This window comes from Cupriavidus sp. FW305-F7 (assembly GCF_058782875.1).
Map to the genome: position 1 here is coordinate 46794 of NZ_JBYSYC010000002.1, position 22222 is coordinate 69015.

A 22222-nucleotide genomic window follows, 5' to 3' on the forward strand; every position below is an offset into this window, starting at 1 on the left:
CTAAGGGTGGTGCGTGTCCAGCACGCCGTCGCCCAGCTTCCAGCGCACCACGCCCGGCAGGTTGATCAGCTCGCGGTCGTGGCAGATCATCACCACGGTGCGGCCTTCGGCGGCCAGGTCGCCGACCAGCCCAATCACCTGCTCGCGCGCATGGCCGTCCAGGCTCGAGGTGGGCTCATCCAGCAGCAGCAGCTCCGGCTCCAGCACCTTGGCGCGCGCCAGTGCCACGCGCTGGATCTCTCCGCCGGACAGGTATTCGGGCGCGGTGTCCTGCAGGTGCGACACGCCGGCCCAGCCCAGCGCCTCACCAACGCGGCGGGCGATCTCGTCGCGCGGCATCCCGCGTGCATGCAGGCCGTAGGCAATATTTTCGCGCACCGAGGTGCGGAACAGGTAAGGGTGCTGATGCAGGTAGGCGATGCGCTGGCGCAGCGCCGGCGGCAGCGGAGTGAGGGGGGCGTCGTGTGCCTGGCCCCGGGCGTCGGTCCACTGCGCGCTGGCGCCGGGTGCCGGCTCCAGCCCGGCCAGCATGCGCAGCAGCGTGGTCTTGCCGGCGCCGTTCATGCCGGTCAGCACGATCGCCGTGGCGCGCGGGATCACCAGCCTGTCGATGGCAAAGAGCTTGCGCAGGCCGATGGTGCGCGCCAGCCCGCGCACGGTCAGCAGCGGGCTGTGGTCATGGGCAACTGAGGGAGTCATCGGCGGAAGCCTCCGGCACCCTGCAGCCAGGCCATGCCGATATTGACCAGCAGCGCCAGCGCCACCAGCACGATGCCCAGCGCAATGCCCTCCGCGAACTCGCCCTTGCTGGTTTCCAGCGCAATGGCCGTGGTGATGGTGCGGGTGGAGCCTTCGATATTGCCGCCGATCATCAGCGCCGAGCCGACCTCGGCAATCACGCGCCCGAAGCCGGCGACCACCGCCGCCATCAACCCGAAGCGCAGCTCGCGGATCACGGTCAGGAAGGTGCGCCAGCGCCCTGCGCCCAGCACCCAAGCGGTCTCGCGCAGGCGCACGTCGGCGCCCTGCAGGGTTGACAGCGCAAACGCCAGCACCACCGGGAAGCCGATCACCGCCTGCCCCAGCACCATGCCCGCCGGCGTGAACAGCAGGTGCAGGCTGCCCAGCGGGCCCTGGCGCGTCAGCAGCAGGTAGAGGATCAGCCCGACCAGCACGGTCGGAAACGACAGGAAGGCCTGCGCCACCACCACCACTGCGCGCCGGCCCGGGAACTGCCGCGTGGCGATCAGCCAGGCGGCGGCGATCGCCGGCACCGTGGCCAGCGCCAGCCCCAGCACCGCCACCATCAGCGAGGTCCAGACGATGAACCACAGGCCGGCGTCGCCGCTGGCCAGCAGGCGGAAGGCGTCGGCGGTGGCGGTGCCGATCTCCACCGGGTCAGGCGGAGAAGGTGTGCTCGGCGGCGGGGAAGCTGCCGTCCTTGACGGCGGCCACGTAGGCGCGCACGGCTGCCTCGATCGAGGTCTGGCCGTCCATGAAGTTGCGCACGAACTTGGCCTTGCGCCCCGGGTAGATATTGAGCATGTCCTGTAGCACCAGCACCTGGCCGGTGCAGTCCGCGCCCGCGCCGATGCCGATGGTGGGTACCGTCAGCGATTGCGTGATCTCGCCGGCCAGCGCCGCGGGCACAGCCTCCATCAGCACCACCTGCGCGCCGGCGGCCTGCAGCGCCAGCGCGTCGCGCTTGAGCTGGGCCGCGCCGGCGTTGGTCTTGCCCTGCACCTTGAAGCCGCCCAGCGCGTGCACCGACTGCGGCGTCAGGCCGATATGCGCGCATACCGGGATGCTGCGCTCGACCAGGAACTTGACGATCGGCGCCAGCCAGTCGCCGCCCTCGAGCTTGACCATCTGCGCGCCGGCCTTCATCAGCGTGACCGCACTGGCAAACGCGGCCTCAGGCGTGGGATAGGTGCCGAACGGCAGGTCCGTCAGCAGCAGCGCGGTCTGGTTGCCGCGCGCCGCGCATTCGGTGTGGTAGGCCATCTGTTCCAGCGTGACCGGCAGCGTGGTCTGCTGGCCCTGCATCACATTGCCCAGCGAATCGCCGACCAGGATCATTTCCACGCCGCAGTAGTCGAGCAGCGCGGCGAAGCTGGAGTCGTACGCAGTCAGCATGGCGATTTTCTCGCCGGCGTCACGCATCGCCTGCAGTTTGGGAATCGTGATGGTCTTGCGGGAGGGATCGAGGAGGTAGCTCATGGCAGTGCCCATATAGGACGGCTTTGCCGGTGCCGGGAGGGCCGCCCGCACGGCAACGACAGCCGTCGTTATTGTGTTGGGTCTGGCAGGCGGAGCCTGTCAGGGCGCAGCGAGATTGAGAAAGGCCTTGCGGCCGCGCATGTTTTCGATGCGCGACAGTAGTGTACGGAAATCGTCATCATTGTCCACCGGATTGAAGTGGGCGGTGTCGACGACCAGCACCGGGGCGTCGTCGTACCGGTGGAACAATTCGCCGTAGGCGCCGGCCAGGCGCTGCAGATAGTGTTCGTCGATGCCGGCCTCGCCAGGCTCGCCGCGGCGCACGATGCGCTCGCGCAAGAGCGACGGGGCGGCCTGCAGCACGATCACCAGGTCGGCGCGCTGCGGCGGCAGGTCAAGGCGTGCGGCGATGGCGTCGTAGAGCGCCAGTTCGTCGTCGGACAGCGTCAGCGCCGCGTGCAGCCGATCCTTGGCCATCAGGAAATTGGTGACCATGCGTTGGCCGGCCAGCACCCCCGCCTGCCATTGCTGCAGCTGCACCGCGCGCTGGGTCAGGCACCACAGCTGCAGCGCCAGCGCATGGCGCGCGGGATCGCGGTAGAAGGGTTCGAGGAAGGGGCTGCGGCGCGCGCTGTCGGGCAGTTCCTGGGCCTGCAGCGTGCGCGCCAGGCGCTGGGCCAGCGAGGTCTTGCCGGATCCGACGGGGCCTTCGACGACGATGCGGCGCAGGTGATCGAGCATGGCGCTCCGGGCTTCAGTGGGGTGGATGGCAGCGCCGCGGGCGCCGCCGGGCGGGGTCAGCCAGGGGAGCCGCCATCGCCGGTCCCGCCGGCGGCGGCCTGCATGCGCAGGCACTTGCAGGTGGACACCTTCTCGATGCGCTGCGCGCCCACGCCGGCCAGGTAGTCGGCGGCGCGTCCGCGCCCGGGGATGGCCAGCGCGGCATCCAGCTCTAGCAGCGGCACCAGCGTGAAGGCGCGCTCGGTCAGGCGCGGGTGCGGCACCGTCAGGTGCTCGTGGTCGTGCTGCTCGTCGCCGAACAGCAGCAGGTCCAGGTCCAGCGTGCGCGGCGCGTTGCGGAACGGCCGCTCGCGGCCGAACTGGTCTTCGATGTGGTGGCAGATGCGCAGGAGCTGCGCCGCGGTGAACGAGGTCTGCACCTTGACCACCGCGTTGTAGTAGTCGTCGCCGCCGGCATCGACCGGGGCGGTGCGGTAGAGCGATGAGCGCGCCAGCACCGTGATGCCGACCTGCTGGGCCAGACACACGATGGCGTCCTTGATGGCCTGGCGGGCATCGCCAAGATTGGCCCCGATGCCGATGAAGGCAAGCGTCATTTAGGTTTCCTCCGGCTGGCCGGGGCCGGCATGTGCTGCCTCGCCCGCGTCCGTGTCGCTCCGGGAAGACACTTTATCCGATTTCCGCGGACCGCGCCGGCGGCGCTTCTTGCGTGCCGGGCCTTCGCCCTCGGCGCCCTGGCCACCTTGACTGCCCTGGCCGCCTTGACCACTCGGGCCGCGCGCGCCGCGTACCGCGTCGATCAGGTCCTCGCGCTCGCCCGGGTCGGCGTCCTGGAAGTCCTGCCACCAGGCGGCCAGTTCCTCGGGCAGCTCGCCCGACTGGCAGCGCAGGTGCAGGAAGTCGAAGCCGGCACGGAAGCGCGGCGATTCCAGCAGCCGGAACGGCATGCGGCCCACGCGCTTTTCAAAGCGCGGCTGCATGCCCCAGATATCGCGCATGTCGGTGACAAAGCGGCGCTGGATCGCCAGCTGGCCGGTCTGCTTTTCCAGCACCATGTCCATGGCGGTGTTCAGCGCGGCGATGGCGTGCTCGCCTTCCTCGCGCAGCCTGGTCCAGCGCTGCAGCACGTGGTGCCACAGCAGCGCGGCGAACAGGAAGCCCGGCGAGACCGGCTTGCCGGCCTGCACGCGGCGGTCGGTGTTGTCCAGCGCCAGCTGCACGAAGCGCTGGCCCATGGGCTGCTCCAGCGCCACGTCCAGCAGCGGCAGCAGGCCCTGGTGCAGCCCGGCCTTGCGCAGCTCCTGCAGCGAGGCCCAGGCGTGGCCGGACATCAGCAGCTTGAGCATCTCGTCGAACAGGCGCGCGCTGGGCACGTTGTGGATCAGCGAGGCCAGGCCGGCGATCGGGTGGCGCGTGGCCTCGTCGATGTCGAAGCCGGTCTTGGCGGCGAAGCGCACAACGCGCAGCATCCGGATCGGGTCTTCGCGATAGCGCGTGACCGGGTCGCCGATCATGCGCAGCGTGCGCGCGCGGATGTCTTCCATGCCGTGATGGTAGTCATGCACGGTCTGCGCGGCCGGGTCGTAGTACATCGCATTGATGGTGAAGTCGCGGCGTTCCGCGTCTTCGGCCTGCGAACCCCACACGTTGTCGCGCAGCACCCGGCCCGAGGCATCGATCGCATGGGTCTTGCTGTCGAGCTCGGCGCGCTTCAGGCGGCGGCCTTCGGGCAGGGTCTCGCTGGCGATGGCGTCGACCAGCGCGCGGAAGGTCGAGACCTCGATGATTTCCTGCTCGCGCCCACCGTAGAAGGTCACGTGCACGATCTGGAAGCGCCGCCCGATGATGCGCGAGCGCCGGAACAGCGCCTGCACCTGGTCGGGCGTGGCGTTGGTCGCGACGTCGAAATCCTTGGGCTTGATGCCGAGCAGCAGGTCGCGCACCGCGCCGCCCACGATGTAGGCCTGGTAGCCGGCCTGCTGCAGCGTGGAGGTGACCTTGACGGCATTGCGCGACAGCAGCGCGGGGTCGATCTGGTGTTCGTCGGCGCCGACAATGCGCGGCGTATGGGCATGGCCGGTGCGGCGCAGCTTGGGGCCGGGTTTGCCCAGCAGCCGGGTAATTAGCTTCTTGATCACGTCAGAACAGATCCATGATGCGCCAGCCTGCCGCGGCGGCGTGGTGGCGCAGGCGATCGTCCGGGTTGGTGGCGATCGGCTCGGAGACTTTTTCCAGCAAGGGCAGGTCGTTGGCCGAGTCGCTGTAGAAGGTGGTTTTCTCGAAATGGTCCCACTGCGCGCCCTGGCTCTTTAGCCAGGCCTCGACGCGGGTGATCTTGCCTTCGCGGAAGCTGGGCACGCCCTCGACCTCGCCGGTGTACTGGCTCTCGGGCTTGCCGTCGACGGTGGCCGGCTCGGTCGCGATCAGGTGCTTGATGCCGAAGGCCGTGGCGATCGGCGCGGTGACGAAGCTGTTGGTGGCGGTCACCACGGCGCACAGGTCGCCGGCTTCCAGGTGCTTGTAGACCAGCGCGCGCGCCTGCGGCGTGATCACGGGGTCGATCACCTCGTGCATGAAGCGCACCCGCATGGCATCGAGCCGGTCGCGCGGGTTGGCCGCCAGCGGCGCCAGCGCAAAGCGCAGGAAGGCCTGGATATCGAGGGTGCCGGCCTTGTAGTGGCCGTAGAACTCGTCGTTCTTCTGCCTGTAGATTTCCTCGTCGACGACGCCCAGGCGGACCAAGAAGCGGCCCCATTCATGGTCGCTGTCGGTTGGGATCAGGGTGTGGTCGAGATCAAAGAGTGCCAGATTCATGGGCGGCGATTTTACCTTAAGGCGAGAGGTCGGGCGGGCAGGCAGGTGCCGTGGCCGCGTTGGGTGTGGTTTGGGCGCCGATGCCGCCGCTAATCCCGGAATTCAGCAAACATTTCACGCAGCAGCGGCAGTGTCACCGGCCGCTTGCGTTCCAGCGAGTAGGTGTCGAGCGCGTCCAGCAGCGCCATCAGGCTTGGCATGTCGCGGTAATGCCGCGTCACCAGCCAGTGCGTGATCTCTGGCGACAGCTGCAGGCCGCGCTCGCGTGCTGCATGCAGCACAGCGGCCTTCTTGTCGTCGTCCGACAGCGGCGCGACCTGGTACACCAGGCCCCAGCCCAGGCGCGTGCGCAGGTCTTCGCGCACCGGCATCGCGCGCGGGGCCAGGCCGCCGGCCACCACCAGCGCGGTGCGCACGTGGGCGCGCACCTCGTTGTAGAGCGAGAACACCGCGATCTGGCGCGCTTCATCCAGCAACTCGACGTCATCGACGGTGTAGAGCTGGCACCAGGGATCGAACAGGAAGTCCGACAGCGGGTGGTGCGGGCTCAGGTAGCGGCTGCGGATGCCGTGCTGCGGCCCGGCCTCGCATACCGCGTGCAGCAGGTGGGTACGGCCGCAGCCGACCTCGCCCCACAGGTAGACCAGCCGGTCGCTGGCGTGCTCCTGGGCGAGCGCGGCGGGCAGCTCGCGCAGGCGCTGCACCGCCTCGCGGTTGGATGCCACCACGAAATTCTCGAAGGTCGAAGGCGGCGGGCTGCCCAGCTCGAGCGACAGTTGCTTGGGACGCGGGGACATGACGTATGGCTAACTTGCAGGTGTGGGCAGCAGTGGGGCAGCCGTTATTTTCGGTACAGGTCGCTGGCCAGGTAAACCCGCCGCAGCTGCCGCGCGCCGACCAGCAGCACGGCACAGGTCGGCAGCGCCAGCAGCACGCCGAAGAAGCCGAACAGCTGGCCGAAGGCGAGCAGCGCGAAGATCACCACCAGCGGGTGCAGGCCGATGCGTTCGCCCACCAGGCGCGGGGTCAGATAAAAGCTCTCGATAAACTGGCCGAAGCCGTAGACCACCGCCACCGCGGCCAGCCCGTACCAGTTGCCGAACTGCAGCAGCGCGGCCAGCACCGCCATGACCAGCCCGACACCAAAGCCAATATACGGGATAAACACCGCCAGCCCCGTGAAGACCCCGACCGGCACGCCGATATCGAAGCCGGCGATGGTCAGGCCGATCGAGTAGATTGCCGCCAGGATCACCATCACCAGGATCTGGCCGCGCAGGTATTGCGACAGCAGCGCGTCGGTCTCGTTGGTCAGTTCGCGCACCTTGGGCACCCAGCGGCGCGGCACCACGCCCTCGATGCGGCGCATCACCATGTGCCAGTCCATCATCAGGTAGAACATGACGATGGGCACGATAAAGACGATGCCGGCCACCGTGATCAGCGCGGAGCCCGACATCTTGACGTAGTTCAGCAACACCACCAGCAGGTCTTCCGGGCTGGCCGAGAAGCGGTCCGACAGCATGTTGCGCAGGCCGGGGAAGTCAAAGCGCACGCGTACGCCGAACTCGGCCAGGCGGGGCGAAACCACCGAATTGAGCTTCTTCAGCAGGATCGGCAATTGCTCGCGCACCTGCGGGATCTCGCGTTGCAGCACTGCGATCGCCAGCAGTACCAGCATCACGCAGATCACCGTCAGCAGCAGGATCATCAGCGTTACGCCCACCGCGCGCGGCACGCGGCGGCGCTGCAGCCAGTCAACGCCCGGGTTCAGGATATAGGCGAAGATGAACGCGAACAGGAACGGCGTCAGCACCGGCGCCAGCGCGATGATGGCGGCGAACAGCGCGACGGCCACGACGATCCAGAGCAGGATGCGCTTGGCCTCTTGGTTCAACAGCGGGGCATTCATCAAATAGTTGGGGGGAACGGGCGACAGCGCTGTTTGCGGCGGAATCTCGCCGGAAACTGGAAGCGGGGGGCCTCTATCCGTTAAAATTGCAATTCTACTGGACTCGCGTCCGCCTTCCGATGCCAAGCAACGGAAGCCGCGCTGACCCGAGCGCCGAATTCCTCACTTTATTTCCTCCAGGACAAGCAGGTTCCCATGAGCGCATCCCCGACCGCCGGCCAGGCAGGCCTTTCCTACCGCGACGCCGGTGTTGATATCGATGCCGGCGACGCACTGGTCGACCGCATCAAGCCGTTTGCCAAGCGCACCATGCGCGAGGGCGTGATGGCGGGCATCGGCGGGTTCGGTGCGCTGTTCGAACTGTCGAAGAAGTTCCAGGAGCCGGTGCTGGTGTCGGGCACCGACGGCGTGGGCACCAAGCTCAAGCTCGCCTTCCAGCTCAACCGCCATGACACCGTCGGCCAGGATCTGGTCGCCATGAGTGTCAACGACATCCTGGTGCAGGGTGCCGAGCCGCTGTTCTTCCTCGACTACTTCGCCTGCGGCAAGCTGGACGTGGACACCGCCGCCACCGTGATCCAGGGCATCGCCCGCGGTTGCGAACTGGCCGGCTGCGCGCTGATCGGCGGCGAAACCGCCGAAATGCCGAGCATGTACCCGGACGGCGAATACGACCTGGCCGGCTTTGCCGTCGGCGCGGTCGAAAAGAAGAAGATCATCGACGGCAGCACCATCACCCCGGGCGACGTGGTGCTGGGCCTGGCTTCGTCGGGTGCGCACTCCAACGGCTACTCGCTGGTGCGCAAGATCATCGAAATGGCCAAGCCGGACCTGAATGCCGACTTCCACGGCCAGCGCCTGCAGGACGCGATCATGGCGCCGACGCGGATCTATGTGAAGCCGCTGCTGTCGCTGATCGAAACCCTGCCGGTCAAGGGCATGGCGCATATCACCGGCGGCGGCCTGACCGAGAATGTGCCGCGCGTGCTGGCGCAGGACGTCACCGCCGTGCTCAAGCGCGATGCCTGGACGCTGCCGCCGCTGTTCCAGTGGCTGCAGGCGCAGGGCCGCGTGGCCGACGACGAAATGCACCGCGTGTTCAACTGCGGCATCGGCATGGTGGTGATCGTGGCCAAGGAAGACGCTGAGCGCGCTATTCGTCACCTGCAGGCGGCTGGTGAGGCGGTGTGGGAGATTGGTGAGATCCGCGCACGTGCGGAAGGCGAGGCGCAGACGATCGTGGTCTGATCTGTTTCTGTGGTTTTGCTGTGAGAGCGGCGCATGCCTTTGGGTATGCGCCGTTTTTGTTTATGGCCTGGCGCCATGCGGCCGCATCGCCCCAACCCAAACAACACCCATCCTGGTGCATTGCACCAAAACCCCCCATGCACGCGCACCAAATCTGACAAACAAAATTCAACTTGATTGTATGGCGGTTTATATCCTAATGTACTGAGCAAAGACGCCGCACACGCATGCCGCGTCGGAGACAACGCCCGAATGCGACGCCGGGGACCATCACCGCGCGCCAGGGCAGGCCAGGGACCATCGGAGGATCCACCATGCAAGCAGTCAGCATCGACGCACCTGCCAAGAACGGCGCGTCGCCCCAGAAGCAATCCGTCGCGCGTGTCGCCGGGGCCAGCCTGGCCGGCACCACGCTCGAGTTCTACGACCACTTCATCTACGGATCGGCCGCCGCGCTGGTTTTCCCCAAGCTGTTCTTCCCGCAGAGCGATCCGCTGACCGCGACACTGCTATCCTTTGCCAGCTACGGCGTGGCCTTCGTGGCGCGGCCGCTGGGTGCGGCGATCTTTGGCCACTTCGGCGACAAGATGGGCCGCAAGTCGATCCTGATCATCACGCTGCTGATGATGGGCCTGGCCACCTTCGGCATCGGCCTGCTGCCGACCTATGCCGCCGCGGGCGCGCTGGCGCCGGCGCTGCTGGTGCTGCTGCGCGTGGTGCAGGGCCTGGCCCTGGGCGGCGAGTGGGGCGGGGCGGCGATCATGGTCAACGAGCTGGACCCTGAAGGAAAGCGGCGCGGCATCCTCGGCAGCCTGGTGCAGCTGGCGGCGCCGATCGGCCTGCTGCTGGCCAACGGCGTGTTCGCGCTGGTGACCTGGCAGGTTTCGGAAGAAGCCTTCCTCAGCTGGGGCTGGCGCGTGCCGTTCCTGCTGTCGGCGCTGCTGGTCGGCGTCGGCCTCTACATCCGCGCCAACGTGCGTGAATCCGGGATGTTCGAGAAGCTCGAGGAATCGCATGCGGAAGCGCGCGCGCCGATCATGGAAGTGCTGCGCAACTACAAGAAGCAGCTGCTGATCGCCTTTGGCGCGCGGCTGGGCGGCGACATCGCCTTCTATGTGTTCACCCTGTTCCTGCTGTACTTCGTGCCGACCAAGCTGGGCCTGCCCAAGAGCATCGCGCTCAATGCCGTACTGCTGGGCGCGCTGGCGCAAATCCTGTTCATCCCGATCGCCGGCCTGCTGGCGGACCGCATCGGGCGCCGCCCGGTGCTGATGATCGGCGGCGTCGGCGGCGCGGTGTGGGCCTTTGTCTTCTTCGCGATGATCAAGACCGGCAGCCCGGCGCTGATCATGCTGGGCTCGTTCGTCGGCATGGTGCTGGTGTCGTTCATGTTCTCGCCGCTGGCCTCGTTCCTGCCCGAGCTGTTCGCCACCCGGGTGCGCGTGACTGGTGCCTCGCTCGGCTTCCAGTTTGCCGGCGTGTTCGGTGGCGCGCTGGCCCCGCTGATCGCGGTGGGCCTGCTCGACCGCTTCGGTAGCACCACGCCGGTGGCCCTCTACCTGGCGGCGGTGTGCGCGCTGATCGCAGTGGCCGCTGCCGCCGCGCGCGAAACCGCACACATGCACCTGTCCGACGCGGACCACTGAGCGCCGCCGTCCCAACCTTTTCGTGAGCAGTATCGTGAAACAGTTCGACCTGATCATCCGCAACGGCACCGTGGTGACCGCCAGCGACACCATGCAGTGCGATATCGGTATCGCCGGCGGCCGCATCGTGCAGCTTGGCCTTGACCTGGGCGAGGCGGCGCAGACCATCGACGCCAGCGGCAAGCTGGTGCTGCCGGGCGGCGTCGATGCGCACTGCCACCTGGACCAGCCCATGCCGGATGGCCTGAAGATGGCTGATGGCTTCCGCACCGGCTCGGTCTCGGCGGCGTGCGGCGGCACCACCACGGTGATTCCGTTTGCCGCGCAGGAGAAGGGCCATTCGCTGCGCGCGGCGGTCACCGACTACCATCAGCGCGCCGGCGGCCAGGCCGTGGTCGACTACGCCTTCCACCTGATCGTGGCCGACCCGACCGAGGCGGTGCTGAACGACGAGCTGCCTGGCCTGATCCGTGAGGGCTATTCGTCGTTCAAGATCTACATGACCTACGACGACCTCAAGCTGAACGACCGCGAGATCCTTGAGGTGCTGTCGGTGGCGCGCCAGGAGGGCGGGCTGGTGATGGTGCACGCCGAGAACTCGGACTGCATCGCCTGGCTGACCGAGAAGCTCGGAGCGGCGGGCAACACCGCGCCGAAGTTCCACGCGCTGGCGCGCCCGATGGCGATCGAGCGCGAGGCCACGCACCGCGCCATCACGTTCTCCGAGCTGGTCGACGTGCCGATCCTGATCGTCCATGTATCGGGCAAGGAAGCGGTGGAGCAGATCCGCTGGGCGCGCAACCGCGGCATGAAGATCTTTGCCGAGACCTGCCCGCAGTACCTGTTCCTGACTGCGGAAGACCTCGACCAGCCCGGCTACCACGGCGCCAAGTGCGTGTGCAGCCCGCCGCCGCGCGACCGCGGCAACCTGGAAGTGATCTGGGACGGCCTGGCCGACGGCCTCTTCACCATCTTCTCGTCCGACCATGCACCGTTCCGCTACGAAGACGCGCAGGGCAAGAAGCCTGGCGGCAAGGAGGTCCCGTTCCAGTACATCCCCAACGGCATCCCCGGGCTGGAAACGCGGCTGCCGCTGCTGTTCTCGGCTGGCGTGGTGGGCGGCCGCATCTCGGTCAACCAGTTCGTCGCGCTGACCTCGACCAACCCCGCCAAGCTCTACGGCCTGCATCCGCGCAAGGGCACCATCGCCATCGGCGCCGATGCCGACCTGGCGATCTGGGATCCGCAGCGTGAAGTGACGATCCGCAACGCCGACCTGCACCATGCGGTCGACTACACCCCGTACGAAGGCGTGCGCGTGACCGGCTGGCCGGTGACCACGCTGGTGCGCGGCAAGGTGGTGGCGCATGAGGGCGAGGTGCTGGCCGAGGCCGGCCACGGCCAGTTCCTGCCGTGCGGCCTGCCGGAGATGGCCAGGCCGCGCTATCGCACCTCGGGCGGCAGCCTGTGACGGCAGCCTTGCCGATGCTTTGACTGAAACGACTGACATGGAACTGACCAACCGCCTGGACGCCACCACTATCGCGGCCCGCGTCGCCGCCGGCCGCCTCGATCCCGCCGAGGTGGTCGCCGCCTTCCAGGCCCGCATCGCGGCGCGCAATGACCAACTCAACGCCGTGTTCGAGCTGCGCCAGGAGCTGGTCGATGCCGACCTGGCGCAGCTGCGCGCGCGCCTTGCGCAGGGGGAGCGCCCGCTGCTGGCGGGCGTGCCGGTGATCGTCAAGGACGTGATCTGGAGCCAGGGCCGCCGCGTCACGCAGGGTTCGCAGCTGTACCGCGACTTCATTGCGCCCGCCGACGCGATTGCGGTCGAGCGCCTGCGCCAGGCCGGCGCGATCGTGCTCGGCATGGGCAATACCTCGGAGTTCGCCTGCAAGGGCCTGACCACCAACAAGGTTTACGGGCTGACGCGCCATCCGCTCGATGCCACGCTGACTGCGGGCGGCTCGTCTGGCGGCTGCGCGGTGGGGGTGGCGGCCGGCATGGCGCCGCTGGCGCTGGGCACCGACGGCGGCGGTTCCAGCCGGCGCCCGCCCGCGCATGCGGGCGTGGTCGGCTTCAAGCCTTCTTACGGCGCGATTCCCGATTCAGTCGGCTTTCCCCATGCCTTCAACGGCATCCAGGTGATTGCGCCGATCACGCGCACGGTGGCCGATGCCGAACTGATGTTCGAGGCGCTGGCCGGCGCCGATCCGCGCGATCCCGATACGCTGGGTTTCTCGCTTGGCGCCGCGCGCCCGCTGCATACGCTGAAGATCGCGGTCAGTCCGCGCCTGGGCCTGGACACCCCGGTCGACGATGACGTCGCGCAGGCCTTCGAGCAGGCCGTGACCCGGCTGCAGGCCGCGGGCCTGACCATCGAGCGTGCCGACCCGGCCTGGCCGAAGGGCGCCGACGAGGCCGCGCTGATGCCGCTGCAGCATGTCGGCCTGGCCAATCTCTACGGCGAGGCCTGGCGCCGCGACCCGGAGGTGTTCGATCCCGACGTGGCGCGCCAGATCGAGCGCGGTCTGGCCTGGAGCGGCGCCGACGTGGCCCGCGCGCGCGAAGCCAGCCACCAGATCGCGCTGGCCGTGGCCGGGTTCTTTACCCGCTATGACCTGCTGCTGTGCCCGACCACCCCGTGCGTGGCGTGGCGCAACGACCGGCTGGGGCCGGAGCGGATCGGCGGCGTGGCGGTGGAGCCGCGCGCCCATGCGGTGTTCACGCCCTTCTTCAACCATGCGCTGGCACCGGCCATCTCGGTGCCCTGCGGCCACGGCCGCGAAGGGCTGCCGGCGGGCCTGCAGATCGCCGGCCCGCGCGCTGCCGACCGCAACGTGCTGGCCGCGGCCAGGCTGGCCGAAAGCGTGCTGGCGCCGCTGCTCAACCCTGCCGGATAACCGTCATGCGAATCCTTGTCCTGAATCCCAATACAAGCGAAGGCATCACCGCGCGGCTGATGGCGGCGGCCACCGAGGCCGCGGCCCCCGGCACCGAGCTGGTGCCGCTGACCGCCAGCCGCGGCGTGCCCTATATCGCCACGCGCGCCGAGGCGCAAATCGGCGGCGCCATCGCGCTGGAGATGCTGGCCGAGCACCATGGCCAGTTCGATGCGGCCATCATCGCGGCCTTTGGCGACCCCGGCCTGATGGGCGCGCGCGAACTGTTCGACCTGCCGGTGGTGGGCATGGCCGAGGCGGCGATGCTGTCGGCCTGCATGCTGGGCCGGCGCTTTGCCATCGTGACTTTTGCGCGGGCGCTGGGGCCCTGGTATGAGGAGTGCGTGGACATGCATGGCCTGCGCAGCCGGCTGGCCGGCATCCGCATGCTGGACGGCAGCTTTGCCTCGGTGTCGGATGTGCAGGAAGAGAAGGAAGCCGTGCTGGTGGAACTGGCCAACCGCGCCGTGGCGGAGGATGAAGCCGATGTGGTGATCCTGGCCGGCGCGCCGCTGGCCGGCCTGGCCGCGCGCGTGCGCGACCGCATTCCGGTGCCGGTGGTCGACCAGATGGCCGCCGCCGTCAAGCAGGCCGAGGCGCTGGTCGCGCTGCAGCCGCGCAAGGCCACCGCGGGCACGTTCCGCCGCCCGGATGCCAAGCCCACGCTGGGTTTGCCCGCGGCGCTGGCGGCGCGCATCGAGCACCGCTAAGCCGCTTCCCTTCCGATGACGCCGCGGCTCAGACCGCGGCGAATACCGCTTCCAGATCGACCTTTTCCTCGGCCGGCGCCTGCAGCCGCAGCGTGCTTTCGACATGGCCGAGGTGCTCGGTCATCAGCCGCGCGGCGCGCTCGCCGTCGCCGGCTTCCAGTGCATCGACGATGTCGTCGTGTTCATGGTGCGGGCACGACGGCACGCCCGGCGCGTCATAGAGCGCGATGATCAGGCAGGTCAGCGAGCACAGCTCGCGCATGTACTTGCCCAGGTACTGGTTGCCGGTCATTTCCGCCAGCTTGCAGTGGAACTCGCCCGACAGCCGGATGATGGCGCGGCGGTCGTTGCTGTCTCGCGCCTGTGCTTCCTGGCGCGTGGTCTCGCGCAGCGCGCGCACGCCCGGCGCGCCGATGGCGCTGGCGAGGTCGCGCACCAGCGCGGGTTCCAGCAGGTGGCGTGAATGCAGCACCTGGCGCGCTTCGGCCACGCTCGGGCTGGAGACGAAGGTGCCGCGGTTGGGATGCACCGTCAGCACGCCCTCATGCGCCAGCTTGGCGAAGGCCAGCCGCACCTTGGTGCGGCTCACGCCGAACACGCCGCCCAGCTTTTCCTCGACCAGCTTGGTGCCCGGCGGCAGCCGGTGCTCCCAGATCGCGGTCAGGATGCGGTCGGCGATGGCCTCGACCGACGCGCCGCGCGCGCTGTCCGCGTCGGTCTCATTGATACCGTCGGTAGCGGGCAGGTCGGCTTTGGTTCGTGGCATGGCGGTCGGCGTTGGCGGCCCGGAAAAAAGACAGTCGGTGTCGTTATTGTATGGCGGTTCGCCATCAAGTGTATAACACTGGCGTCGGACTGGTTGCCGTCTTACTGCGCGCCGAGCTTGTCCAGCGCCTCGCCGGTCACGCGGCAGATGCGCCAGTCGGGCAGCACGTCGGCGCCCATAGCCTGATAAAAGTCGATCGACGGCTGGTTCCAGTCCAGCACCGACCATTCGAAGCGGCCACAGCCGCGCTCGACCGCCAGCGCCGCGAGGTGCTTGAGCAGCGCCTTGCCCAGGCCGTGGCCGCGCCATGCCGGATCAACATACAGGTCTTCCAGGTACAGGCCGGGCCTGGCCAGGAAGGTCGAGAAATTGTGGAAGAAGAGGGCAAAGCCGACGGCTTGCCGGCCGCCAGCGGTGTCGACTTCGACCAGCACCGCTTCGGCATGCGGCGTGGCGCCGAACAGTGCATCCTGGATCTTCTGCGGCGTGGCTTCGACGATATGCGTCAGCTTTTCGTATTCTGCCAGCGCCAGGATCAGGTTGAACAGCGTCTCGCTGTCGGCGGCGGTGGCGGGGCGGAGCGTGAAGGCGGGCTTGGACATGCTGGGTCGGCTTTCCGGAAAACAGGGATTCGGAATTATCGCCTGTGCGTCACTTGCCGCGCCAGTTTGCATGCCATCGGGTCAGTGCCCGAAGTCCGCCAGCTTGCGCACCTGGTCGACATACCCGGGCGCCAGGCAATCCACCACCAGCCGCTCCGGCGTGCTGCGCAGCCAGGTCAGCTGGCGCTTGCACAGCTGGCGCGTGGCGGCGACGCCGCGCTCGCGCATGGTGGCGAAATCGGCGTCGCCGTCCAGGTACTCCCATACCTGCCGGTAGCCGACGCAGCGGATCGACGGCAAGCCCGGATGCAGGTCGCCGCGCCTGCGCAGCCGCTCGACTTCCTCGATAAAGCCGTTGGCCAGCATCGCGTCATAACGCTGCGCGATGCGCGCGTGCAGCGCCAGGCGGTCCGATGGCTCCAGCGCAATCACGCGGAAGCGCTGGTCCGCCGCGCCGGCAAAGGTGCGGCCCTCGGCCTGGCGCGCCAGCAGCGCCGACATCGGCTGGCCGGACAGGCGATGGATTTCCAGCGCGCGCTGGATGCGCTGCGCGTCATTGGGCGCGAGCCGCGCCGCGGTGACCGGGTCGACCTCGGCCAGCATCGCATGCAGCGCCGGCCAGCCGCGCTCGGCGGCAAGCTGGTCCAGCTCCGCGCGCAGCGCGGCATCGGCCTGGGGCAGGTCATTGAGCCCCTGCGTCAGTGCCTTGTAGTACAGCATGGTGCCGCCGACGATCAGCGGCACATGGCCGCGTGCGCGGATCTGTGCGATCAGCCGTTCGGCATCGGTGACGAACTGCGCCGCGGAGTAGCTGTCGGCCGGGTCGATGATGTCGATCAGGTGGTGCGGCGCGGCTGCAAGTTCTTCGCGCGTGGGCTTGGCGGTGCCGATATCCATCTCGCGGTACACCAGCGCCGAATCCAGGCTGATGATCTCCACCGGCGCGTCGGCCGCCAGCGCCAGCGCGGCCGCGGTCTTGCCCGAGGCGGTGGGGCCGAGCAGGCAGACCACGGGCGGATGCGTGGCGGAATAGTGGGGTACGGCGGACATCGAAAGCCTTGGATGAATCGTGGGGCGAGCGGCTTATTGCCCGCGCAGGAACAGCCGGTCCAGCTCGGTCACGGTCAGTTGCACCCAGGTGGGGCGGCCGTGGTTGCACTGGTCGGCGCGCTCGGTCTGCTCCATCTGGCGCAAGAGCGCGTTCATTTCCTCGAGCGTGAGCTTGCGGTTGGCGCGCACCGCGCTGTGGCAGGCGAGGGTGGCCAGCAGTTCATTGCGGCGCTCGGCCAGCACGCGCGAGCCGCCATAGGCATGCAGGTCGCGCAGCACGTCGCGCGCCAGCGCTTCGGCATCGGCCTGCTGCAGCAGCGCCGGCACCGCTCGCACCGCCAGCGTGGTGGGCGACACGGGGGCGATATCGAAGCCCAGCAGCGTCAGTGTCTCCTGGTGTTCTTCGGCCACGCCGATCTCGACCGGGCTGCCGGGCAGCGTGACTGGGATCAGCAGCGGCTGCACCGCCAGGTCGCGCGCGTCCAGGCCGGCCTTGATCTGCTCGTACAGGATGCGTTCGTGCGCCGCATGCATGTCCACCAGCACCAGCCCGCGCGCATTCTGCGCCAGCACATAGATGCCATGCAGCTGGGCGATGGCGTAGCCGAGCGGGTGGTCGTCGGGGGCGTCGGCAGGATCGGCAAAGCCGGCGCGCGCGGCTGGCGGCAGACGGTCCAGCAGGCCGGGCGGGTCGTCGGCGCGTGCCGCCTGGGCGTCGGCCAGCCAGGCAGGCGGTTGCGCCGGGGTGCCGGGCATGGCGCCATAGGGCCGCGCTGCCGGTGCGGCGGCATCGCGCACCATGCCCAGGTAGGCCTGGCGCGGCTGGGCGATGCCGAGTTCGGTCTGGCGTGCAGCGGAATAGTTGATCCACTGGCCGCCGCCGCCGCCACCATAGCCCGGCCGTGCGCCGCCCGCCGGTATCGCACCGCCAGGCGGAAGGGTGATCTCGCCGTCGGCGTCGGTATGCAGGCTGTCGCCGTTCCCGCCGGCCTGCCGCGCCAGGCAGCGCTGCACCGCGTGGTAGACGAGCTGGTGCACGGCGCGCGATTCACGGAAGCGCACTTCGATCTTCGACGGATGCACGTTGACGTCGACCATCTCCGGCGGCAGGTCCAGGCACAGCACATAGGACGGGAAACGGTCGCCGTGCAGCACGTCCTGGTAGGCGCTGCGCACCGCGTGGTTGAGCAGCTTGTCGCGCACGAAGCGGCCGTTGACAAAGAAATACTGCTGGTCCGGCCGCCCGCGCGAGGCGGTGGGCAGCCCGGCAAAGCCATACAGGTGCAGCGTATCGGCCTCTTCGTCCACTGGCAGGCGGGCGCGGGCAAAGTCAGTGCCCAGCACCTGCGCGGTACGGGTGGCGACGTCGCCGGCATTCCAGTGTTCCAGCGGCTTGCCGTTGTGGTGGACCGAGATGGTCACGTCGGGCCGCGCCAGCGCCGCGCGCCGCACCATCTCCAGGCAGTGTCCCAGCTCGGTTTGCTCCGATTTGAGGAACTTTCGGCGCGCTGGCGTGTTGAAGTAGAGATGCTGCACGTCGACGGTGGTGCCGACCCCGCCCGAGGCAGGCTGCACCGTGCCGGTATCGGCGCTGACCTGGGTGGCATGGGCATCGGCCGCGGTGCGGCTGGTCAGGGCCAGCTGGGACACCGAGGCGATCGAGGCCAGGGCCTCGCCGCGGAAGCCCAGCGTCAGCACCGATTCCAGTTCGTCGAGCGAAGCAATCTTGCTGGTGGCGTGGCGCATCAGCGCGACCGGCAACTCGGCAGCAGGGATGCCGCAGCCATTGTCCGTGATGACGATGCGCCGCACGCCGCCTTCTTCCAGCCGGATGCCGAGCTGCGTGGCGCCGGCGTCGAGCGCGTTTTCCAGCAACTCCTTGACCACCGAGGCCGGTCGTTCCACCACTTCGCCGGCGGCGATCTGGCTGATGAGCTGGTCCGGCAGCGGCCGGATCGGGCGCGGCTGCTGGGTGGTGCGCAGGGCGGTGCTGGAGGCGGAGGCAGGCATCCGGCGATTATACGTGGACGCTCGCACGGAGTCGGACGCACAAAGGCGCCGCAGGTGACGGATTGGAGCGGTGGCTCTTGTATGATTCAGGCCAGGGCGGCCCGGGCCGCATCGGACCGAACGCAGTCAACCAAACCAACAATGGGGAACGACTTGGATCTCGCTTTGCAGCTCATCGACATGCTGGTGCATGTCGACAAATATCTCGGCACGGTCATCGACCAGTACGGCCACTGGGTCTATGCCATCCTGTTCCTGATTGTGTTCGCGGAAACGGGGCTGGTGGTGGTGCCGTTCCTGCCGGGCGACTCGCTGCTGTTTATCGCGGGCGCCTTCTGCGCAACCGGCGCCATGAACGAGTGGGCACTGATCGGCCTGCTGCTGGTGGCGGCGATTTCCGGCAATACCGTCAACTACCTGGTGGGCAGCTGGATCGGGCCCAAGGTGTTCGACCACCAGTGGCGCTTCCTGGACCAGGATGCGCTGCGCCGCACCCATGACTTCTATGAGCGGCACGGCGGCAAGACGCTGGTGATGGCGCGCTTCGTGCCGATCGTGCGTACCTTCGCCCCGTTCGTCGCGGGCGTGTCGCAGATGACCTTTGCGCGCTTCCAGATGTTCAACGTGGTCGGCGCCGTGGCCTGGGTGGTGGGCCTGGTGTTCGCCGGCTACTTCTTCGGCAACCTGCCGTTTATCCGCCAGTACCTGAACCTGATCGTGCTGGCCGGCATCGGGGCGGCCGTGGTGCCGCTGGTGCTGGGCGGGCTGTGGAAGCTGGTGCGCGGCAATCGCCGCCGGCCTTCGCGCGTGGAGCGCTAAGCCAGTGAGGTCACGCAGCCTTTGCGCCCCTTTTTCACTATGAAACGGGTTCTTAGTTGAGGCTGCGGCTCATCATCCGCAGCGCGGGCATGCGCTCGCGGATCTGGCCGATATCGGCCGCATCGGGCCGGGCCAGGACATAGGCTTCCAGGTCGGCCAGCGCGGGGCGGAAGCACTCTAGGTTGGCATAGGCCAGGCCCCGGTCGCGCACTTCCTCGATCGAACCCGGCAGCAGGATCACCAGGCGGTTCTGCACCGCCAGCAGCCGCTGCCAGCGCGACTCCTGCAGGTAGATCGCCTTCAGGTTGCGCAACATGCGCGCGACGATCTCGCGGTGGCTGGCCGCGCGCAGGAACAAGCCCAGCGGTACCTGGCTGGCATCGCTGATGCCTTCACGCTCTAGGTACGGATCCAGCATTTCCTGCAGCTGTTCCTTCGACAGGGTCTCGCCGGTGAGCGGGTCCAGTATCACCTCGCCGGCCGGAATCGTCATGCGCAGCAGGAAATGATTGGGGAACGACACGCCCTTGAGCGGCAGGCCGATCTGCTGGCCCAGCTCCATGAACAGCACCGCAAGCGAGATCGGGATGCCGCGGCGCTGGCGCAGCACCACGTTCAGGTAGGAGTTGTCGGGGTCGTAGTAGTCGTTCGCGTTCGGGCCGAAACCGAGGTCGCGATAGAAGAAATGGTTCAGCAGGCGCAGCCGCTGGATCGCGGGGGTGCCTTCGGCGATCCGGCGCTTCAGGCGCAGCGCCAGCACGTCCAGCGCCGCAAGCTCGGCCTGCAGGTCCAGGTCGGGGTAGGCGTCCTGCGCGATGGACAGCGCGGTTTCGGTCAGCGGGATGCCGTTTTCGTCGGCCACAAGGCTGGCGAAATAATCCAGGACTTTGGTGGATGTCATGTCGGTTTCCCGGTGCAGCCGCCGGCACCGCGCGCAGCGTGGGTCACCATTGCCGGCTCATTAGGTGGCCCATGCGTTGGCAGATTCGCTGGCCCATCAGCCGGCGCGGCGCCTGAAGGCAGAGTAGCGCAGTCCCATGAGCCACAGTGTACCGAAGTAGACCACCGCTGCAAGTACCAGGCACGAAGCCAGCAGCGCGATGCGCAGAAGCGGCGTCGCGCCCAGCCCGATCCAGTCGAAGTTGCGCGCGAACCAGAGCAGCATGCCGGACAGCAGCAGCACCGAGGCGCCCAACTGCGCCAGGAACAGCCACCAGCCCGGCGCCGGCCGGTACAGGCCGCGCCGGCGCAGGCCGAAGAACAGCAGCAGCGCGTTGATGGTGGCGCCGGCACTGATCGACAGCGCCAGCCCGGCATGGCTGATCCACGGCACGAACGCATAGTTGCAGGCCTGCGTGATCACCAGCACCAGCAGCGCGATCTTCACCGGCGTGCGGATATCCTGGCGCGCATAGAAGCCAGGCGCCAGGATCTTGATCGAAATCAGCCCCATCAGGCCGACGCCGTACGAGACCAGCGCCTGGCGCGTCATCTCGACCGCGTGGGCGTCGAACTTGCCGTAGTTGAACAGCACGGCGGTCAACGGCGCGCCGAACACGAACAGCCCTACCGCGCAGGGCACCGCCAGCAGGAAGGTCAGGCGCAGGCCCCAGTCGAGCAGGCTCGAGTACTCGGCATGGTCGCCCGAGGCGTTGGCCTTGGACAGGCTCGGCAGCAGGATCGTCCCCAACGCCACGCCCAGCAGCGCGGTCGGGAACTCCATCAGCCGGTCGGCATAGGTCAGGTAGGAGACGCTGCCCGCGGCCAGCCGCGAGGCGATATTGGTATTGATGATCTGGCTGATCTGCGCCACCGACACGGCCAGCAGCGCCGGCCCCATCTGCCGCAGGATGCGGCGCACGCCGGGATCGGACCACGCCGCGCGCAGGTTGAAGCTCAGCCGCGGCATCACGCCCAGGCGCCGCAGCGCCGGCACCTGGATCGCCAGTTGCAGCACGCCGCCAACCAGCACGCCCCACGCCTGCGCGTAGATCGGCTGGTCCATGTGCGGGCCGACGAACAGGGCCGCGATGATCAGGCACAGGTTCAGCAACACCGGCGTGAAGGCCGGCACCGCGAACTTGCGCCAGGTATTGAGGATGCCGGACGCCAGCGCCACCAGCGAGATCAGGCCGATATACGGGAACATCACCCGCGTCATGAACACGGCCGCGGTATAGGTCTCGCTTTGCCCGCGGAAGCCGGTGGCGACCGCGGTCATCACGAGCGGCGCCCCGATCACGCCAAGCAGTGACACGCCCATCAGCACCCAGGTCATGACCGTGGCGACGGCGTCGATCAGTGCCTTGGTCGGCTCGTCGCCGCGCTTGGCGTGGTATTCGCCCAGGATCGGCACGAAGGCCTGCGAGAACGCGCCTTCGCCGAAAATGCGGCGCAGCAGGTTGGGAATGCGGAAGGCCACGTTGAACGCGTCGGTCATCTCCGACGCGCCAAAGGCGCGGGCGATCAGGATCTCGCGCACGAGGCCGGTGATGCGCGAGAGCATCGTCAGGCTGCTGATGGTGGCGAGCGCTTTGAGCAGGTTCAAGGTGCGGGTCGGTGCGGGACGGTGGATCGGTGCGGGCGCACCGCATGCCGGGGACGCCTCTGAGACGCGGTCCGGGCGATAAAGTTGCCGGCGCGCCACGTGCCCCGGCACAATGTGGCGCTTATTATACGGATCGGCCCGGCGCCCGCCCGGCCCGAGCTGGCAAAGTGTCCGTCGTGTTGCTTTGTGTGCCG

The 22222-nt window shown here is 68.2% G+C and carries 21 protein-coding genes; 6 read left to right on the forward strand and 15 right to left on the reverse strand.

Annotated features, from left to right (window positions below):
- The 9 genes from AC3WL8_RS01990 to AC3WL8_RS02030 all read right to left on the reverse strand — a co-directional run bounded on the left by AC3WL8_RS01990 (position 1) and on the right by AC3WL8_RS02030 (position 7687).
- On the reverse strand, positions 1–699 hold the full coding sequence (locus tag AC3WL8_RS01990; protein ID WP_013957915.1) for an ATP-binding cassette domain-containing protein: 699 nt from the start codon (positions 697–699) through the stop codon (positions 1–3).
- Entirely contained in the window at positions 696–1394 is a 699-nt protein-coding gene (locus AC3WL8_RS01995; protein ID WP_013957914.1) for an ABC transporter permease, read from the reverse strand. Before AC3WL8_RS01995 ends, AC3WL8_RS01990 begins: the two co-directional genes overlap by 4 nt.
- Before the next feature lie 4 nt (positions 1395–1398).
- Complete coding sequence (gene panB, locus AC3WL8_RS02000) at positions 1399–2220, reverse strand: 3-methyl-2-oxobutanoate hydroxymethyltransferase (RefSeq protein WP_114133772.1); 822 nt, start codon at positions 2218–2220, stop codon at positions 1399–1401.
- Between the two features lie 99 nt (positions 2221–2319).
- Positions 2320–2961, reverse strand: coding sequence for a deoxynucleoside kinase (locus tag AC3WL8_RS02005; protein WP_013957912.1), 642 nt, complete (start codon positions 2959–2961; stop codon positions 2320–2322).
- Between the two features lie 56 nt (positions 2962–3017).
- Complete coding sequence (gene folK / locus AC3WL8_RS02010; RefSeq protein ID WP_492377802.1) at positions 3018–3557, reverse strand: 2-amino-4-hydroxy-6-hydroxymethyldihydropteridine diphosphokinase; 540 nt, start codon at positions 3555–3557, stop codon at positions 3018–3020.
- Positions 3558–5099 (reverse strand): polynucleotide adenylyltransferase PcnB, encoded by a 1542-nt coding sequence (pcnB, locus tag AC3WL8_RS02015; RefSeq protein ID WP_013957910.1) that lies wholly within the window; start codon positions 5097–5099, stop codon positions 3558–3560.
- Position 5100: 1 nt separating this feature from the next.
- Entirely contained in the window at positions 5101–5775 is a 675-nt protein-coding gene (locus AC3WL8_RS02020; RefSeq protein ID WP_153953730.1) for a histidinol-phosphatase, read from the reverse strand.
- A gap of 89 nt (positions 5776–5864) precedes the next feature.
- Entirely contained in the window at positions 5865–6572 is a 708-nt protein-coding gene (gene hda, locus AC3WL8_RS02025; RefSeq protein WP_013957908.1) for a DnaA regulatory inactivator Hda, read from the reverse strand.
- Between the two features lie 44 nt (positions 6573–6616).
- Positions 6617–7687 carry an AI-2E family transporter gene (locus AC3WL8_RS02030; protein WP_211980266.1) on the reverse strand — a complete coding sequence of 357 codons (1071 nt, stop codon included), beginning with the start codon at positions 7685–7687 and terminating at the stop codon, positions 6617–6619.
- 195 nt (positions 7688–7882) lie between these two features.
- Between AC3WL8_RS02030 and purM the strand changes: the two genes are divergently transcribed.
- From purM to AC3WL8_RS02055, 5 genes are all read left to right on the forward strand, one after another.
- Entirely contained in the window at positions 7883–8935 is a 1053-nt protein-coding gene (gene purM, locus AC3WL8_RS02035) for a phosphoribosylformylglycinamidine cyclo-ligase (RefSeq protein ID WP_211980265.1), read from the forward strand.
- 314 nt (positions 8936–9249) lie between these two features.
- Positions 9250–10581 carry an MFS transporter gene (locus tag AC3WL8_RS02040; protein ID WP_013957905.1) on the forward strand — a complete coding sequence of 444 codons (1332 nt, stop codon included), beginning with the start codon at positions 9250–9252 and terminating at the stop codon, positions 10579–10581.
- A 34-nt stretch (positions 10582–10615) separates the two neighbouring features.
- Positions 10616–12052 (forward strand): dihydropyrimidinase, encoded by a 1437-nt coding sequence (gene hydA, locus AC3WL8_RS02045; RefSeq protein WP_492377803.1) that lies wholly within the window; start codon positions 10616–10618, stop codon positions 12050–12052.
- Between the two features lie 37 nt (positions 12053–12089).
- On the forward strand, positions 12090–13484 hold the full coding sequence (locus AC3WL8_RS02050) for an amidase (RefSeq protein WP_211980263.1): 1395 nt from the start codon (positions 12090–12092) through the stop codon (positions 13482–13484).
- 5 nt (positions 13485–13489) lie between these two features.
- Entirely contained in the window at positions 13490–14233 is a 744-nt protein-coding gene (locus AC3WL8_RS02055) for an aspartate/glutamate racemase family protein (protein WP_010815018.1), read from the forward strand.
- A 28-nt stretch (positions 14234–14261) separates the two neighbouring features.
- On the opposite strand, the gene AC3WL8_RS02060 is transcribed toward AC3WL8_RS02055, so the two are convergent.
- From AC3WL8_RS02060 to mutL, 4 genes are all read right to left on the reverse strand, one after another.
- Positions 14262–14999 (reverse strand): GntR family transcriptional regulator, encoded by a 738-nt coding sequence (locus AC3WL8_RS02060; protein ID WP_492377804.1) that lies wholly within the window; start codon positions 14997–14999, stop codon positions 14262–14264.
- Between the two features lie 101 nt (positions 15000–15100).
- A complete protein-coding gene (locus AC3WL8_RS02065) occupies positions 15101–15601 on the reverse strand; it encodes a GNAT family N-acetyltransferase (RefSeq protein WP_211980261.1) in 501 nt (166 codons plus the stop codon).
- Positions 15602–15682: 81 nt separating this feature from the next.
- On the reverse strand, positions 15683–16651 hold the full coding sequence (gene miaA / locus AC3WL8_RS02070) for a tRNA (adenosine(37)-N6)-dimethylallyltransferase MiaA (RefSeq protein WP_211980260.1): 969 nt from the start codon (positions 16649–16651) through the stop codon (positions 15683–15685).
- A 33-nt stretch (positions 16652–16684) separates the two neighbouring features.
- The gene (gene mutL, locus AC3WL8_RS02075; RefSeq protein ID WP_492377805.1) at positions 16685–18661 is read right to left on the reverse strand and encodes a DNA mismatch repair endonuclease MutL; all 1977 of its coding nucleotides are present in this window, start codon (positions 18659–18661) and stop codon (positions 16685–16687) included.
- 180 nt (positions 18662–18841) lie between these two features.
- Between mutL and AC3WL8_RS02080 the strand changes: the two genes are divergently transcribed.
- Positions 18842–19480, forward strand: coding sequence for a VTT domain-containing protein (locus AC3WL8_RS02080; RefSeq protein WP_319609863.1), 639 nt, complete (start codon positions 18842–18844; stop codon positions 19478–19480).
- 52 nt (positions 19481–19532) lie between these two features.
- On the opposite strand, the gene AC3WL8_RS02085 is transcribed toward AC3WL8_RS02080, so the two are convergent.
- Positions 19533–20381 carry a SirB1 family protein gene (locus AC3WL8_RS02085; RefSeq protein WP_013957897.1) on the reverse strand — a complete coding sequence of 283 codons (849 nt, stop codon included), beginning with the start codon at positions 20379–20381 and terminating at the stop codon, positions 19533–19535.
- Positions 20382–20477: 96 nt separating this feature from the next.
- Positions 20478–22028: a murein biosynthesis integral membrane protein MurJ gene (murJ, locus tag AC3WL8_RS02090; protein WP_153953734.1), complete on the reverse strand. Its 1551-nt coding sequence runs from the start codon at positions 22026–22028 to the stop codon at positions 20478–20480.
- Between the last annotated feature and the right edge of the window lie 194 nt (positions 22029–22222).